Raw genomic sequence first — 14383 nt, 5'->3', positions numbered from 1 at the left:
TGCAGGGTCGTCCGGAACCGACCGCATCTACGGGGTCTCAGTCCCCGTCTTTCCTGACGTTCGCACCGAGGTCCGCGAGCGTGTCGAAGAAGCCGGGGAACGACACGTCGACGTCCTCGGCCTCGGTGATCGTCGTCTCGCCGTCGGCGACGAGGCCGGCGACCGCCAGGGACATGATGATGCGGTGGTCGTCGCGGCCGGGGAGGGTCGCGCCGCGCAGGCCCGTCTCGCCGCCCCGGATGGAGAGTCGGTCCTGTTCCTCGACGACGGCGGCGCCCATCTCCGTGAGCGACTCGGCCATCACGCTCACGCGGTCGGTCTCCTTGTAGCGGACGTGCTCGCAGTCGACGATGGAGGTGGTGCCGTCGGCGGCCGCGCCGAGGACGGCGATAGTGGGGAGCAGATCCGGCGTGTTAGCGACGCTCACCTCGACGCCCGTCAGGTCTGACTGGCTGACGGTTATCTCGCCGGCGTCGCGGTCCCACTCGATGTCGGCGCCCATCCGCTCCAGCACGTCGACGATGGCCGAGTCGCCCTGCGCGCTGGGGTAGGCGCCCTCGACGACGAGGCCGTCGGGGGCCGCGAGCGCGCCCGCGGCGAGGAGATAGGACATCGACGAGAAGTCGCCAGGGACGTGGTACTCGCCGCCCTCGGGCGCGTAGGACTGCCCGCCGTCGACGCGGTAGCCCCCGTCGATTTCTTCGGCCTCGACGCCGAACGCCTCCAGCACCTCGATCGTGATGTCGACGTACGGGGCGGACTTGAGCTCCGTTTCGAGGTCGACCGTGATCCCGTCGTCGGAGACGGCGCCGGCCATCAGGAGCGCGGTGACGAACTGCGAGGACACGTCGCCGGGGATCGAGGCCGTGCCGCCGTCGACGGGGCCGCCGACGACCAGCGGCGCCTGGCCGTTGGCACGGGTGCTCTCGGCGCGGCCGCCGAGCTGCTCGATGGCGTCGAGAAGCGGTCCCTGCGGGCGCGATCGAAGCGATCCGTCGCCGGTCAGGACCGTCAGGCCGTCCGCGAGGGCGGCGGTCGCGGTGGTGAGCCGCATCGTCGTCCCGCTGTTGGCGCAGTCGATCACGTCCGCGGGCACGTCGGGGCGGCCGTCGAAGCCCTCGACGGTGAGCGCGCTCCGGTCGTCGGAGAGGTCGGTCTCGCCGCCGTAGGCCTCGACGGCGCGCCGGGTCGCCTGCGTGTCGGCGCTGATCAGCGGGTCGCGGACCGTCGCCTCGCTCCCGTAGCCGGCCGCGAGTATCGCCCGATGCGTGTAACTCTTCGACGGCGGGGCGCGCGCCCGACCCCGTAGCGTCGACCGCTCGATGGTCGCATCCATGTGCGGCCCGACGCGGCGGTCAGGTATGTCAGTACCGGACGCGGCATCCGTGACGGCGTCTCTCCGGTTTCGCCGACACCGAGGGTGTCGTTCGCGGCGTCATCCGGGGTCGTGCTTCGTCGTTCGACATCGTACAGCGGCCGCTCGCCAGCACCTCCCGTCGGTGGTCTCGTTCATTGAATGAACGTTCAATCAAAGCGCTTATGACGTTGAATAAACGTTCAATCAACTATGTCCCCGGGCGACCTCTTCGATCCGGACTCCGACGACACGGAGGACCTGCTGATGGCCGCGACGTATCGGGCTCTCTGCGAACACGGATACACCGACCTCACTATCGAGCGGATCGGCGCGGAGTTCGAGAAGTCGAACTCGCTGCTGTACCACCACTACGACGGGAAGGACGACCTCCTCGTCGGATTCCTCGAATACGTCCTGGAGCGATTCGAGGCCGACGTGCCGTCGGAGCGCACGGGCGATCCGTGGGCGGACATGCTCGGCCTCCTCGACCACGGGCTGGCTCCGGGTATCGAGGCGGAGCGCCGGGAGTTCGTCAGCGCGATGATCGAACTCCGGGCGCAAGCGGCCCACGACCCGGCGTACCGCGAGGCGTTCACCCGCCACGACCGCTTCTTCCGGGAGCGCCTCGCGAGCGACATCCGGGAGGGGGTCGAGTCGGGCGACTTCCGGGACGTCGACGCCGACGGCGTCGCCAGACTGGTCCACACGATGTTCACGGGGGCGATGACCCGGCGCGTCACCGCCGACCCCGACGACGAGGTCAGCCCGCTCGAGGGCGTCCGCGAGGAGTTCGAGGCGATGCTCGCGGCCCGCCTGCTCCCGGAGGACGAGGATGAGTAGCGCAGGCGACCGCGCGGTGAACCTCACGGACGGGAAACTGCTCAAGCCCTTGCTCGTGCTGTCGCTGCCGATCATCGCGACGAACCTGCTGCAGGTCGGCTACAACCTCGCGGACACGTTCTGGGTCGGCCGCCTCGGGCAGGCTGCCGTGACCGCCCTCTCCTTCTCGTGGGCGATCGTCTTCCTGCTCATCAGCTTCTCCGGCGGGTTCGCCGTCGCCGGGAACGTCCTCGTCGCCCAGAACAAGGGCGCGGAGAACGACGACCGGGTCGACCACGTCGCCGGGCAGACCCTGGCGTTCGTCGCCCTGCTCTCGGCGGCGTTCGCCGGCGTCGGCTACCTGCTCGCGCCGCAGTTGCTCGAACTGATCGGCGCCGTCCCCGGGACCGCGGAGCACCGGCTCTCAGTGGAGTACACGCGGACGATGTTCCTCGGCATCCCCTTCGTCTTCGGCTTCTTCATCTTCCAGGGGCTGCTCCAGGGGTGGGGCGACACCCGGACGCCGATGTACCTGATGGCGCTGGGCGTCGCCATGAACGTCGCCATCGACCCGATCTTCATCCTCGGGTTCCAGGACAACGTCCTCTTTGAGGCGCTCGGGCTCGACGGGCTCCAGCGGTCGCTGTACGCCGCGACCGGGTTCTCCGGCTTCGGCGTCCAGGGAGCGGCGCTGGCGACGATCCTCTCGCGCGGGATCGGGACGGTGATCGCGATGGGCTTGCTCCTGAGCGGTCGGGTCGGCATCACCCCCGCGCCACGCGACTTCGTGCCGAAGCGCGAGACGGTCGCGAAGATCGTCCGCATCGGCGCGCCGGCGAGCATCGAGCAGTCCACCCGCGCCGTCGGGGTCACCGTCCTGACCGCGCTCGTCGCGCTGGCCAGCCAGGAGGCCGTCGCCGCGTACGGCATCGGGAATCGGTTGACCTCGCTCGTCTTCCTGCCCGCGATGGGACTGGCCCGCGGGACGGAGACGGTGGTCGGGCAGAACCTCGGGGCCGACCAGGTCGAGCGCGCGAGGCGCGCGGTGGTCGCGTCGGTCGGACTGATAGCCGTCGTCCTCGGCGTCGTGAGCGCGGTCGTCATCACGTTCGCGCGACCGATCACTGCCGTCTTCATCACCGGCGAGAACGCGGACCTGGTGATCTCGATCGGCGCCGACTACCTCCGGATCGTCGGGATCACGTTCCTGTTTCTCGGCGCGTTCCGGGTCGTGCAGGGCGCGTTCCGCGGGAGCGGGAGCACGCGGACGGCGATGGCCTTCTCCGTGCTCGCGCTCGTCGTCTTCCGCGTCCCGCCGGCGTACGCGCTCGTCGAGTGGTTCGACATGGGCGCGACCGGCGTCTGGTACGGCATCGCCTTCTCGAACGTCGCCATCTTCCTGGTCGCCGGCGCGTGGTTCCTCCGGGGAACCTGGACCGACGCCGTCATCGAACACGAACCCGCAGCGCCGGATCTGGGACCGGACGCGGACGGGCCGATCCCCGCCGGCGACGACGTGGTCGCGGAAGACGATTGATGCCCGACTCTCGCCGCGGCCGCCGCGTCCCCGGTGCCCACCGCTTCGGTACCGGCGCGAACCACCGGGCGGCCGCCGAGGGCTATCATATTTAGTCGGGGCGCTTGTGAACGCCAGTATGGATCCGGACCTCTCGGCGCTGGACGCGTTTCTCGACGAACAGGACTTCGACGGCTACCTCGTCCACGCGGACTCGGACGACTCGAACCAGTACTACCTCTCCGGGTTCGACGCGCCGGACCCCTTCGTCACGCTCTACGACGGCGAGGTCCGCCTGCTCTTCCACCGGAGTCTGGAGTTCGGCCGAGCGAAGCGCGAAGCCCGCGCCGCCACCGTCGAACGGTCGATCGATCACGGGTACAGCGAGTACAGCGAGGAGTACGACCCCCACGAGGCCTCTTACCACGTCCTCGCGGACTTCCTCGACGCGTACGGCGTGGACTCGGTCGCCGTGCCGCCGCGATTCCCCCTCCACACCGCCGACGGGCTGCGCGACCTCGGGGTGAGCGTCGCGGCCGACCGCGACGACACCGTCTCGACCATTCGCGCGGTCAAGACCGAGGAGGAGATCGACCACGTCCGCGAGGCCCAGCGGGCCAACGAGGCCGCGATGCACGCGGCCGAGGACCTGATCGCGAACGCGGACGTACGGGACGGGACGCTCTACCACGAGGGCGAACCGCTGACGAGCGAGGCCGTCAAGACGGAGATCGAGGTGACGCTGCTGCGTCACGGCTGCGCGCTCGACGAGACGATCGTCGCCTGCGGCGCGGACGCGGCCGACCCCCACGAGCGCGGGAGCGGCCCGCTCGCCGCGGACGAGCCGATCATCGTCGACATCTTCCCGCAGAACAAGGCCACGAAGTACCACGCGGACATGACTCGCACCTTCTGCAAGGGCGAACCCACGGAGACGGTCCGCGAGTGGTACGACCTGACCGAGGAAGCCTACCGCGCGGCGCTCGAGGCGGTCGAGCCCGGTGCGACCGGCGCCGACGTCCACGACGCCGCCTGCGACGTGTACGAGGGGGCGGGCGAGCCGACGCTCCGCAGCGACGAGAGCACCGAGACGGGCTTCATCCACTCGACCGGCCACGGCGTCGGGCTGGACGTCCACGAGGGGCCGCGGATCGCCCCCGGTGGCGAGGCACTCGAACCCGGTCACGTCATCACCATCGAGCCCGGCCTCTACGACCCCGAGGTTGGCGGCATCCGCATCGAAGACCTCGTCGTCGTCACCGAGGACGGCTACGAGAACCTCACCGACTATCGCGTCGAACTCACGCTCTGAGGCGTGGTCGCCGATTCACGGCGTCCGGCCGGCGAACCGGTGGAACGCGACCCGACTGGCGAGGGCGCCGAAGAGGAGACCCACGACGACTCCGGCCCCCACCGCGACCGTCTCGGTCGCGGCAAACGCGGCCGCGAGCGCGACGACGACAGTTGCGACGACCGCGATGGCGAGCGACAGCGCCAGACCGACCGTCGCGGCGGTCCGGTAGTCGACCTCGATCCGCAGGCCGCGCCAGTACCCGAACGTGGGGCCGACGGCGCTCGCGAACCAGACCGCGTAGAGCGCTCCCGGTTCGACGAGTGCCGCTGCGATAACGCCAGCCGGGAGCGCGACGGCGACCGCGACGAGCGCGACGACCGTGTCGGAGGAGAACAGTTCGTCTTTCCAGCGACGGACGATGTCCGCGCGCAGGCTGGAGTCGTCTCTGGAGGGCATCGATCCGGGATTCACACGGTCGCTGCGTAGGTCTTGTGCCGGTGTCAGGTGCGACCCGTGGCGACCCGATGAGACCGCAGTCACGGGCACTCCGCGACACCGGCAACGCCGCTGTCGCGGGGACTCCGCGCAGTCACAACGACTAACCGCGACCACGCCTATCCCGTGGGTATGACCGACTACACCACCGTCTCGATCCCGAAGGACCTCGCCGACCGCGTCGAGGAGACCATCGAGGGCACGAGCTTCTCGAGCACGAGCGACCTCGTCCGCTTTCTCCTCCGCAGCATCGTCATCCAGCACGAACAGCAGGGCGAACTCACCGAGGCAGAGTTCTCGGAGATCGCCGACCAGCTCGAAGACCTGGGCTACCTGGACTGACGGGCGGCGAGCGGGGCGATCCCGCGGTCGCGCTCACTCGGGGAACTCCTCGGGCGGTTCGACGTCGAGCAGTTCGAGGGGCTGTTCCTCGCCGCGGCGGTCGAAAACGGCGACCGACTCGTCGTCCCAGGGCGGGACGGCGACGAAGATGACCTGGTGGAAGTCGTCGCGCTGGCGGACGCGCAACTCCCCGTTCGGGTGCGAGACGAACCGGCCCTGCGTCTGTCCGGCGGGCGTCCCCAGGTCGACGCCGAAGACGAAGTTGACCGAGCCCGCCGAGTCCGGGTAGTAGAAGTGCGTGAAAACCGGCGTCTCCGGCGGCAGGTCCACCTCGGGCAGATCCGCGGCCGGCGTCACCGAGAGCGAGATCGTCACCGTGTCGGGGTCGGACTCGCTGGCGAAGCGCAGGCACGACTCGACCAGTCCGCGCGTCGCGTACACCACACCGTCTCCTTTCGAGGGAATCGGCAAAACTCCGTCGCTCGTCGGGCCCTCGCGACCTACCGGACGAACTCGCGAACGGCCTCGGCGTAGAGCCGAGGCGTGCGCCAGCGCGAACTGTCGAGCGCCTCCGCCAGCGCACCGGCCGCGTCCTCGGTCACGCCGTGGCCGTGGCCGACGAGGATCCGTTCGGGCGCGAACCGGCCGAGCGACCGCGGCGGCGTCAGGCGCAGCGCTGGATGGACGCCCAGCCGTTCGCGACCCGCCCGGAAGTACGAGGTCGTCCCGACCGCTTCGGCGACGACGAGTGTCTTCGAGTCCTCGTCGTAGAGGAACCCCTCCTTCCAGAGCGGGTTGTCGACCAGTTTGTGCAGGTCGTAATTCGAGTCGGGGAGGCCCCGCCTGATCGGTTCCACGGGCGCGTCGATGTCCGCGGGCACGTCGTCCATCCACTCGGGGACGAAGACGGGGACGTCGTGACGGCGCGCGATGGCCGCCGAGTCGCGCTTGTGTCGGTCCAGGAGAACGACGGCGCCGCGGACCGTTCCGAGCTCGGACAGCCGCTCGTCTAGGCCGTCGACGTCGACCGGGTCGACGAGCCACACGTCGTCGCCGTCGACGAGCGCGTGACTGGCCCGCTGCATCGTCTCGTCGGGATACGCGATCCAGCTCGTCCCGCCCTCCCACTCGTCGATCTCTCGCCACGACGACGCCCTCCCGGAGGCTTTCATCGGCATGGACGAGTGTTGGTGCGCCGGCCTCATAAGCGGCCAGACTGGCAGCGTCGTGGACGCGCGGCTCGTTCACTGCGGTGGTCGTTTCAACCTCGCTCAATCGAGGCGGCTAGTGTCAGTCGAGGCGGCTAGCGTCAGTCGAGGCGGCTGGTGTCGATGCTGACGCCGGGCGGCGTCACGACGAGAAAGCCCCGGAAGTGCATGAGTTCGCCGTCGGCGTCGCGGACGTCGCGGGCGAAGCCGGCGGCGAGTTCGTTCACGTCCCCCTCGACCGAGAGGACGAGCGTCTGGCCGTCTTCGATCGCCGCGAGCCACTCCTCTTCGGGCGTCGACCCGTCGAGTACACCGAGGACCACTCGGCCGCTCGCGTCGTCGCCACCGTCTCCGTCTCCCTCGTCGGTCAGTTCCTCCTCGACCGTCTGGAGGTCGAGGTCGATCTCGCTCATACCCCCATCTCACCGTCGACCGAGAAAAAGGTGTGCGCCCGAGCGGGGGAGTGCTCAGTTCGTGTGCGTCTTCGGCACGAAGTCTCGCTCAGATCGCGAAGGGAGTGGCCGCTCGGATCAGGCCCAAGACGTATCGCTCCGATCGAATCACTCACCCGTCTTCGGCGCCGTTCTCACCCACTCGACCGCTTCCGTAGTGTCCTTCAGCGCAACCCCGATCTGCTCTATCTCTCTCAATCCTCGCTCGTAGACGCCGGACGTCGCGTCGGGAACGAGGACGACTCGATAATCGCGTTCGCTCGCCTCGTAGACGGTCGTCCGCGGGCAGTTCGGAAAGTTACAGCCACAGACGACGACGGTGTCTATCGTCCGAGCGTCGAGAAATTCGCTCAAATCCGTCCGGTAGAACGCGCCCCACCGTGGTTTGTACATCACCCACTCTCGCGGGCCGATATCCTGGAACTCGCCGCGTACCAATCGCGCTGCGTCGAGGTGTACGTCCGGCGCCGGTTTCAGTTCCTCGACCAACTCGGCGCCGTCCGTTCCGGGTCGAACGATTTCCGCCCCCGATTCGATCGACGCTCTTCGACATCGGTCGACGTTCGAACCGTCTGCCTTGTACAACCGAACGACGTGGACGATCGGCGCGTCCGCGGAACGAAACGCCTCGACCAGACGCTGCATCTGCGGGACCGCGTCCGCCGTCCCGTCGATTTCGGCGGGGGAACCGGGCACTGTGAAGTCGTTTTGCGTGTCGATCGTGAGTAACACCGCCCGATCCGGGTTGGGGCGAACGTACTCGCTCATGGGCTCTCGTCGTCTCGTCTGCTAATGAATCATCGGTGCGCTCGGTGAGCGTCCGCACTGAGCAGTTGCCGTACGGATATCGGCGGGAAAGTAACGGCGCCCGATCGCTGCATCCGTCCGCTACGTCGGTCACAGTTTCCGGACAACCGCCGGACTCAAACCACCGCGGAAGCAATCCATGCCTATGAGCGACACCGACGACTGGGCCGAGCGGCTCCGGGCCAACAGGACAGAGAAAGACGAGTTCTTCGCCGAGCATCCCCAGTCGCCGATTCCACCGGAGGAGCGCGACGGCTTCGACGGGCTGGACTACTTCGAGCCCGACCCCGACTACCGCGTCGACGCGACCGCGACCGTCCACGACGAACCCGACCCCGTCGAGATGGAGACGAGCGACGGCCGGACCGTCCGCTACGAGCGCATCGTCACCTTCGCGTTCGACCTCGACGGCGAGTCGTACGAACTCCACGGGTATCGGCAGGGCCCCGGGGACGACACCATCTTCGTCCCGTTCCGCGACAAGACGACCGGCCAGCAGACCTACGAGGGCGGCCGGTACATGGAACTCGAACCCGAGGGCGAACTCGCCGACGGCGACGAGGTGACGGTCGACTTCAACCTCGCGTACTCGCCGTTCTGCGCGTTCAGCGAGACGTTCGCCTGTCCCTACCCGCCCGAGGAGAACTGGCTTGAGACGGTCGTTCCCGCCGGCGAACGGACCGAGTGACTGCGTTCGCTCGGGGGCGCTGACTGCCGGCGGTCGCCCCCGCAGTCGCTACCACGCTTTTCCCCGCTCGGTCCGTAGCTCCGCCAGTGCTCTCGGACGTACTCGGCGTGCATCACGTCTCGGTGGTCGCGGGCGGCCCGGTCGCGAACCGCCGGTTCTACGAGGACATCCTCGGTCTCCGGTTCGTCCTCCGCACGGTGAACTTCGAGGAACCGTTCGTCTATCACCTCTACTACGGCGACGAGCGCGGGACGCCGGGATCCGTGCTGACCTTCTTCACCTACCCGCGGGAGGAGCCGGGCCGGATCGGCAAACCGGACATCACGACCGCCGCGTTCCGGGTGCCCGCGGACTCGCTCCCCTACTGGCGAGACCGCCTCACCGACGAGGGGGTCGACTGCGGCCCGGTCGAGGAGCGGTTCGGCGACCGGGTTCTCCCGTTCCGGGACCCCGACGGGACGCCGCTCGAACTCGTGGACGTGGCCGACACCGACGCGCCGTCGAGCGGGCTCGACGCGGGCGAGGCTCGACCGTGGACCGGCGGGGACGTTCCCGCGGAGTACGCGATCAGGGGAATCCGCGGCGTGTCGATGCGGTCGGCGGACCCCTACGTGACGGCCGGCCTCTTCGACACCTTCGGGTTCGAACTCGTGGCCGAGCGGGAGGACGCGGTCCGCTACCGCCTGCCCGGCGGCCGCGAGTCAGTCGTCGACCTGCGGACCGACGACGCGCCATACGGCCGGGAGGGCCGGGGCTCGATCCACCACGTCGCGCTCGGCGTCGAGAGCGGGGCGCAACTCCGCGAGTGGCGCGAGCTCTTCGTCGAGCGCGACCTCGACCCCTCGCGGGTGAAGGACCGGCACTTCTTCGAGTCGCTGTACGTCCGCGACGGCGCGGGTATCCTGTTCGAACTTGCGACCGAACGGCCGGGGCTGGGCGTCGGCGACCGCGAACCCGACCCCGCTGGCTCGCTCGTGTTACCGCCGTGGCTCGAAGCCGACCGCGAGATGATCGAGGGACAGCTTCCGCCGTTCGACGGCTGAACCGCGGTAGCACGACATGTTCACTGCGAGCGGGGCGCGACGGTCAGTTCCGGGAGATTGGCCTCGATCTCCTCGCGGCGGTCTTCGAGCCACTCGGGAAGGACGAGGTGCTCCCCGAGTTCGTCGACGTCCTCGTCGGCGGTGTATCCGGGGCCCTTCGTGGCGAACTCGAAGAGGACGCCCCCGTCGGTGCGGGCGTAGATGGACTTGAACCACTTCCGGTCGATGATCTGGGTCGGCCGCAGGCCGCGGTCGACGAGCGCGTCGTGCCACTGGGCCTGTTCGGCGTCCGATACCTGGAACGCGACGTGGTGGACGGTTCCCGCGCCGGGTTCGCCGCGGGGCGCTTCCGGGTCTTCGAGCAGGTCGACGACGTACCCCAGTTCGCCGTTCGCCTCGAATCGCTGTCTGCGGCGCTCGCTCCGCGTGGGCTGAAAGCCCATCGTCTTGAGCAGGCTGGCAGTCTGGCTGCACGTCGCGAGCGAGAGCGTGACGCCGAAGAAGCCCCGGATCGCGTACTCCTGAGGAACGGGCCCCTCCGGAGGGTCACCGGCGGGCGCGTCGGCGCTCGCGACGAGTTCGAGGGGGAGCCCGTCGGGGTCGTGGAACCGGATCACGGTGTCGCCGTAGCGGTCGTGCGGTTCCTCCACGTCGACGCCTTCCGATTCGAGCCTGTCGAGCCAGAAGTCGACGGCCGCCCCCGGGACGAGGAACTGGACGGCCGCGACCTGCCCGGTCCCGACGCGGCCGGAGGTGGCGTCGGTGTAGGGGAAGAAGGTCATGCTCGTGCCCGGCGAGCCGTCTCGGTCGCCGTAGAAGAGGTGATAGACGGACACGTCGTCCTGGTTGACGCTCCGCTTGACCAGTCGTAACCCGAGCGTCTCCGTGTAGAACTCGTAGTTGCGCCCCGGGTCGCTCGCGATCGCCGTCACGTGGTGGATTCCGGGAATGTCGGCTGGCATGGCTTCCCGATAGGACTTCGACGCCGATAACCCCTTTGTCGACGCACTCAAACCCTCGATATCGACCGTTTCTGCCCGTCTCAGAGACGGCCGTTCACTCCCGCGAATCGCCGGCGGAGCGACCGTCTCCGTCGCCGACGAGTTCGGCGGCGAGTTGACCCACTGCGGCGAGTTCTGCGTCGGTGATCCCGTGGCCCGTACCCTCGTGGATCCGTTCGGTCACGTCGCCGTCGAGCGCGGCGAACACCGCCGCGGTCTCGCGGACGCGCTCGACCGGGACCCGGTCGTCGTCCTCGTGGCCGCCGACGAGCACCGGCGTCGCGTCGAGCGTTCCGTCGTACTCGTCCACGGTCGGTCCCATCAGACCGCCGCTCGACAGGGTGACGCCGCCGTAGCGCCGCGGCGCGCGGGCGACGAACTCGCTCAGGACGCAGGCCCCCTGCGAGATACCGAGGAGGAGCGTCCGGTCGACCGGGACGCCGGCCGCGGTGACCGTCTCGACGGCGGCGCCGATCGCGTCGAGCGCCGACGAAACGTCCGGTTCGTTCGATTCGGTCGGCGCGCGGAACGACCCGGGGTACCAGCGATTGCGGTGGGCCTGCGGCGCGACCAGCGCGAGGCCGTGGCGGTAGAACTCGTCGGCGAGCGCGACGATGCCCTCGGCGGTCCCGCCGCGGCCGTGGACGAGCACCGCGGCGGCGTCGGCGACCGACAGCGGGGCGCCCGCGGTGACCAGCGGCTGGTTCTGGTGGGGACCGGTCATCTGGTGTCGGCCCTCGGTCTCGGTCGGAGTTCGGTATCGGCGCTCGACGGGTGCATCCGGTTCGACGGTGTGGGCCCGGCGACTTGTACGTCCGTCGACCGCTCGGAGGCTGTCCGCGGTCCGAAGCGACGGGCCCCGATCCGGACGCCGTACGCCGCACCTGCCGGCCGGCGGCTTTTCCGTGTGAATCGCTTACGTGGCCCACTCGTGCCAGACAGCTACGCAATCGACGCCGATTGGACGGCGTTGTACGTCGACGGCGAGTGGACGGAGGCCGCGGGCGGAGAGACGATCCCGGTGGAAGACCCCTCGACGCGCGAGACGGTCGCGGAGGTGCCCGCGGGGACCGAGGAAGACGTCGATGCCGCGTACGAGGCCGCCGCCGCGGCCCAGGAGGAGTGGGCGGACGAGCCGCCCGCTCGACGCGAAGGCGTCGTCCAGGACGCGCTCCAGGCGCTCCAGGAACACCGCGAGGAGATCATCGACCTGCTCGCCTACGAGGCCGGTGGAGGGCAGATCATGGGCGAGACGTCGGTCCAGATCGCCAGCGACCAGCTGGCAGAGGCGGCGACCATGCCCCGTCGGATGAAAGGCGAGTTCGCGGACTCCAACGTCGGGGGCAAGGAGAACATCGTCAGGCGGGTCCCCCGCGGCGTCGTGACTGCCATCTCGCCGTGGAACTTCCCGCTGAACCTCTCGATGCGGGCGGTCGCGCCGGCGATCGCGACGGGTAACGCCGTCGTGCTCAAGCCCGCGACGAACGCGCCGATCACCGGCGGGCTGGTCTTCGCGAAGATCTTCGAGGACGCCGGGATCCCAGACGGGCTGCTCAACGTGGTCACCGGCAGCGGGTCGGATATCGGCGACGCCGTCGTCGGCCATCCCGAGAGCGACATGGTCGCGTTCACGGGTTCGACGCCGGTCGGGCGGCAGGTCGCCGCGACGGCCGCCGAGAACCTCGCCGCGCAGGCGATGGAACTCGGCGGGAACAACGCCCACGTCGTGACTGGCGACGCCGACCTGGAGCAGGCCATCGACAGCGCCACGTTCGGCTCGTTCGTCCACCAGGGCCAGGTCTGCATCTCCATCAACCGCCACGTCGTCCACGAGTCGATCTACGACGACTACGTCGCGGCGCTGACCGACCGGGCCGAGTCGCTCCCCGTCGGGAGCGCCCACGAGGAGGAGACGATCGTCGGCCCGATCATCGACGAGTCACAGCGCGACCAGATGCTGGAGTACGTCCAGGAGACCGTCGACGCCGGCGCGACGCTGGAGACCGGCGGCGAGACCGCCGAGATAGAGGGTGTCGACGACTCGCTCGTGGTGAAGCCGACGGTGCTGTCGGACGTGACCAACGACATGTCCGCGGCGTGTTTCGAGCACTTCGGGCCCATCGCGCCGGTGATCCCCTTCTCGGACGTCGACGAGGCCGTCGCGATCGCCAACGACACCGAGTACGGGCTGTCGGGGTCGGTCCACGCCGGCGACCTCGGGACCGGCCTGGACATCGCGGATCGGATGAAGACCGGCCACGTCCACGTGAACGACCAGCCGATCAACGACGAGGCCCACGTCACGTTCAGCGGGACCCGCGCGTCGGGGATGGGCGGGTACAACGACGGGACGATCCTGGACGAGGTGACCGAGACGAAGTGGATCTCGCTCCAGCGGGAACCGCGGGAGTACCCGTTCTAGCGAGTTCCGGGGACCGCGTTCTCCTCGGGTCCGTCGACCAATCTGTCGCCTGCGAGCCGTCGCTCAGTCGGCCGCCTGGCCGCCGTCGACCGGGATCGTGGCGCCCGTGATGTACGAGGCGTCGGTCGAGCAGAGGAAGGCGACGGCGCCGGCCATCTCCTCCGGGTCGGCGATCCGCCCCATCGGCACGTCCCGCATCGCCGACGTGTCGAAATCGGCCCGGGACGTCCGGATCATCATCCGAATCAGACGGACCGCCGACCGGATCCGGTCGAGTATCGACGACGACTCGCCGGTCTCGCCCAGCATCCCGGACTGGATGTTCGTCTTCGTCGGCCCGGGTGCGATCGCGTTGACCCGGACGCCGCGCCCGGCGTACTCCAGCGCGACCGACTTCGTCAGGCCGACCACGCCGTGTTTGCTGGCCGAGTAACTGGAGAGTCCGCCCATCCCGACGAGGCCGGCCTCCGAGGCGGTGTTGACGATCGCGCCGCCTCCCTGGCGCTCCATGACCGGGAGTTCGGCTTTCATGCACGCCCAGATCCCCTTCATGTTGATGTCGACGATCCGGTCCCAGTTATCCTCCGAGATCCCGGTCGTCTCCACGAAGTCGGTGAGGATGCCCGCGTTGTTGTGGGCGAAATCGAGGCCCCCGTAGGCCTCGACCGCGACCTCGACCATTCGCTCGATCGACTCGGTGTCGGACACGTCGACCTCCACGAAGGTCGCGTCCCCGCCGGCGTCCTCGATCAGGTCGACCGTCTCACGGCCCGACCCGACGGCGACGTCGGCGACGACGACGTTCGCTCCCTCTGCTGCGAATCGCTATGCGGACGCGCGGCCGATACCCGACCCGGCTCTCGTCACGAGCGCCGTCTTTCCGGCTACTCCGTTCATATCCCTATTCTCCGTCGAGCAGCCACTCAAATGTACCCCAGG

15 protein-coding genes and 1 pseudogene are annotated in these 14383 nt (G+C 69.1%); 7 read left to right on the top strand and 9 right to left on the bottom strand.

The window, feature by feature from the left end:
* Positions 1 to 37: 37 nt before the first annotated feature.
* On the bottom strand, positions 38 to 1336 hold the full coding sequence (gene aroA / locus ACMGFE_RS09005) for a 3-phosphoshikimate 1-carboxyvinyltransferase (protein WP_436924817.1): 1299 nt from the start codon (positions 1334 to 1336) through the stop codon (positions 38 to 40).
* Positions 1337 to 1567: 231 nt separating this feature from the next.
* Here aroA and ACMGFE_RS09000 point away from each other — a divergent pair, with 231 nt between their 5' ends.
* From ACMGFE_RS09000 to ACMGFE_RS08990, 3 genes are all read left to right on the top strand, one after another.
* Positions 1568 to 2197, top strand: a complete 630-nt coding sequence (locus tag ACMGFE_RS09000; protein ID WP_436924816.1) for a TetR/AcrR family transcriptional regulator — start codon at positions 1568 to 1570, stop codon at positions 2195 to 2197.
* Entirely contained in the window at positions 2190 to 3713 is a 1524-nt protein-coding gene (locus ACMGFE_RS08995; RefSeq protein WP_436924815.1) for an MATE family efflux transporter, read from the top strand. Before ACMGFE_RS09000 ends, ACMGFE_RS08995 begins: the two co-directional genes overlap by 8 nt.
* Positions 3714 to 3831: 118 nt before the next feature.
* On the top strand, positions 3832 to 5004 hold the full coding sequence (locus ACMGFE_RS08990; protein ID WP_436924814.1) for a M24 family metallopeptidase: 1173 nt from the start codon (positions 3832 to 3834) through the stop codon (positions 5002 to 5004).
* A gap of 15 nt (positions 5005 to 5019) precedes the next feature.
* Here ACMGFE_RS08990 and ACMGFE_RS08985 read toward each other — a convergent pair whose 3' ends face one another.
* On the bottom strand, positions 5020 to 5442 hold the full coding sequence (locus tag ACMGFE_RS08985; RefSeq protein WP_436924813.1) for a hypothetical protein: 423 nt from the start codon (positions 5440 to 5442) through the stop codon (positions 5020 to 5022).
* A 171-nt stretch (positions 5443 to 5613) separates the two neighbouring features.
* On the opposite strand from ACMGFE_RS08985, the gene ACMGFE_RS08980 reads away from it, so the two are divergent.
* A complete protein-coding gene (locus tag ACMGFE_RS08980) occupies positions 5614 to 5823 on the top strand; it encodes a ribbon-helix-helix domain-containing protein (RefSeq protein ID WP_123533831.1) in 210 nt (69 codons plus the stop codon).
* A 33-nt stretch (positions 5824 to 5856) separates the two neighbouring features.
* On the opposite strand, the gene ACMGFE_RS08975 is transcribed toward ACMGFE_RS08980, so the two are convergent.
* The 4 genes from ACMGFE_RS08975 to ACMGFE_RS08960 all read right to left on the bottom strand — a co-directional run bounded on the left by ACMGFE_RS08975 (position 5857) and on the right by ACMGFE_RS08960 (position 8251).
* Complete coding sequence (locus ACMGFE_RS08975) at positions 5857 to 6267, bottom strand: JAB/MPN domain protein-containing protein (protein ID WP_436924812.1); 411 nt, start codon at positions 6265 to 6267, stop codon at positions 5857 to 5859.
* A gap of 56 nt (positions 6268 to 6323) precedes the next feature.
* Complete coding sequence (locus tag ACMGFE_RS08970; RefSeq protein ID WP_436924811.1) at positions 6324 to 7001, bottom strand: hypothetical protein; 678 nt, start codon at positions 6999 to 7001, stop codon at positions 6324 to 6326.
* A 131-nt stretch (positions 7002 to 7132) separates the two neighbouring features.
* Positions 7133 to 7444 (bottom strand): DUF5779 family protein, encoded by a 312-nt coding sequence (locus ACMGFE_RS08965; protein ID WP_436924810.1) that lies wholly within the window; start codon positions 7442 to 7444, stop codon positions 7133 to 7135.
* A 147-nt stretch (positions 7445 to 7591) separates the two neighbouring features.
* Complete coding sequence (locus ACMGFE_RS08960) at positions 7592 to 8251, bottom strand: cysteine hydrolase family protein (RefSeq protein ID WP_436924809.1); 660 nt, start codon at positions 8249 to 8251, stop codon at positions 7592 to 7594.
* Positions 8252 to 8435: 184 nt separating this feature from the next.
* Between ACMGFE_RS08960 and ACMGFE_RS08955 the strand changes: the two genes are divergently transcribed.
* Both ACMGFE_RS08955 and ACMGFE_RS08950 read left to right on the top strand, forming a co-directional pair.
* Positions 8436 to 8978 (top strand): DUF1684 domain-containing protein, encoded by a 543-nt coding sequence (locus ACMGFE_RS08955; protein WP_436924808.1) that lies wholly within the window; start codon positions 8436 to 8438, stop codon positions 8976 to 8978.
* Positions 8979 to 9064: 86 nt separating this feature from the next.
* Entirely contained in the window at positions 9065 to 10021 is a 957-nt protein-coding gene (locus ACMGFE_RS08950; RefSeq protein WP_436924807.1) for a VOC family protein, read from the top strand.
* A gap of 20 nt (positions 10022 to 10041) precedes the next feature.
* On the opposite strand, the gene ACMGFE_RS08945 is transcribed toward ACMGFE_RS08950, so the two are convergent.
* Together ACMGFE_RS08945 and ACMGFE_RS08940 are read right to left on the bottom strand one after the other, a co-directional pair.
* Positions 10042 to 10983 (bottom strand): VOC family protein, encoded by a 942-nt coding sequence (locus ACMGFE_RS08945; protein ID WP_436924806.1) that lies wholly within the window; start codon positions 10981 to 10983, stop codon positions 10042 to 10044.
* 94 nt (positions 10984 to 11077) lie between these two features.
* Positions 11078 to 11746 carry an alpha/beta hydrolase gene (locus ACMGFE_RS08940; protein WP_436924805.1) on the bottom strand — a complete coding sequence of 223 codons (669 nt, stop codon included), beginning with the start codon at positions 11744 to 11746 and terminating at the stop codon, positions 11078 to 11080.
* Positions 11747 to 11953: 207 nt separating this feature from the next.
* Between ACMGFE_RS08940 and ACMGFE_RS08935 the strand changes: the two genes are divergently transcribed.
* Entirely contained in the window at positions 11954 to 13444 is a 1491-nt protein-coding gene (locus ACMGFE_RS08935) for an aldehyde dehydrogenase family protein (RefSeq protein ID WP_436924804.1), read from the top strand.
* A gap of 63 nt (positions 13445 to 13507) precedes the next feature.
* On the opposite strand, the pseudogene ACMGFE_RS08930 reads toward ACMGFE_RS08935, so the two are convergent.
* A pseudogene (locus tag ACMGFE_RS08930) lies at positions 13508 to 14341 on the bottom strand (SDR family NAD(P)-dependent oxidoreductase).
* Between the last annotated feature and the right edge of the window lie 42 nt (positions 14342 to 14383).

The sequence above is a fragment of the Halosimplex amylolyticum genome, from assembly GCF_051414035.1.
GTDB classification, from domain to species: Archaea; Halobacteriota; Halobacteria; order Halobacteriales; family Haloarculaceae; genus Halosimplex; species Halosimplex amylolyticum.
This window is presented reverse-complemented; position numbering and strand designations above follow the sequence as displayed.